The following is a 1,450-nucleotide window of genomic DNA, read 5'->3' as shown; positions in this document are numbered from 1 at the left end:
TGAACTGACCCCGCAAAGTTGGACAGTTTTGGGCTAGGGCCGTGAGGGCTGAGTTCTGTACATCACAGGACTCAGCCCTTTTAGCTTCAGCTTGATGCGGTTGTGATTGTAGTAGTGAATGTAGCGTCGGATTCCGGCCTGAAGCGCTTCAATGCTCTCGAAGCGGTTCGGGTAGAAGAACTCTGACTTCAAGGTGCCAAAGAAGCTCTCCATGGCGGCGTTGTCGTGGCAGTTGCCCTTGCGTGACATGCTTTGCGTCAGTGCGCGCTGCGAGAGCAACGCCTGGTAAGCGCCCATCTGATAGTGCCATCCCTGATCAGAGTGAATCACGGGGCGATCACCAGCCCCCAGCCTCTTGAAGGCCTTTTTGATCATGCTTGCGACCATCGCGAATGCCGGACGCGTCGCCGTTTCGTAGGCAACAATCTCGCCGTTATACAGGTCTAGCACCGGGGACAGATAGAGCTTGCGCTCGCCCACCCGGAATTCAGTGATATCGGTGACCCACTTCTGATTTGGCGCGTCGGCGTCAAACTGTCTTTGCAGCACGTTCGGCGCAATGCCTCCCACCGTCCCCCGGAAGGCTCGAAACTTTTTCGGTCGCACCAGCGACTTCAGTTTCATCAGTTGCATCAAGCGTTGGACGGTCTTGTGATTCACAACCGTGCCCAAGTGCCGGATCGCGCTGGTGATACGCCGATAGCCGTAACGCCCTTTGTGCTGCTTGAATACAGAGCGGATGCGCGCCTTGAGCTGCGTGTGTTTGTCTGCCTTCTGCGAGACCTTGCATTGGTAATAGAAGGTGCTACGCGCCAGGCCCGCCACTTTGAGCAGGCCGCCAAGTGCAAACTCATGCCTCAATCCGGCCACTACTTGCGCTTTTTGCTTTGCGCTGTGGGGCTGTCCGAGCGGATCAAGGCATCGAGTTTTTTTAGGTACGCATTCTCCATGCGCAGATAGTTCAGCTCCTTCAGGAGCTCTTCCTTCGTGCGGGCCTCGTCAGGCTTGGACGAAACAGGCGGCACAGATGACTTGGGTTGTTTCACGGAGCGTCCTCGGGGGCGCGGCTCAAGGGCCTGCATACCTCCCGAATCATACCGGCGCTTCCAGACACTGATCACGCCCGGATTGCGGATATCGAAAACCGCCGCAGTCTCTCGGCACGACAGCGCCTTTGTGTGCATGAACTGCAGCACCTTCAGCTTGAACTGTCCATCGTAGAAGCTGTACTTCTTCCTGAACGCCGCGGCGCCGTGCGCTCGCCATGCCGCCACCCACTTACGCACCGTGCCGTGGTCTGTACCATGCCGGTGCGCCACCCCAGCAAAACCGCCGTGCTTGCCGCATAGATAGTCTTTGACGACTGCTTGCTTGAATCGTGCGCTGTGCTTGCTCATGAAAAAACACCCCAAATCGTTGGACTGGTGTCCAACTTTTGGGGTGCAGTTCA

1 protein-coding gene is annotated in these 1,450 nt (G+C 57.0%); it reads right to left on the bottom strand.

From position 1 onward, the window contains the following. Positions 1-33: 33 nt before the first annotated feature. A protein-coding gene (locus QCE64_RS36360) for an IS3 family transposase (RefSeq protein ID WP_309927997.1) occupies positions 34-1,397 on the bottom strand; the annotation gives its coding sequence in 2 pieces (ribosomal slippage) (positions 34-926 and positions 926-1,397; 1,365 coding nt in all). Positions 1,398-1,450: the final 53 nt, after the last annotated feature.

It is taken from the genome of Caballeronia sp. LZ043 (assembly GCF_031451075.1).
Taxonomy (GTDB): domain Bacteria; phylum Pseudomonadota; class Gammaproteobacteria; order Burkholderiales; family Burkholderiaceae; genus Caballeronia.
Note: the sequence above shows the minus strand (reverse complement) of the source record. Positions and strands in the feature narration are given on the sequence as shown.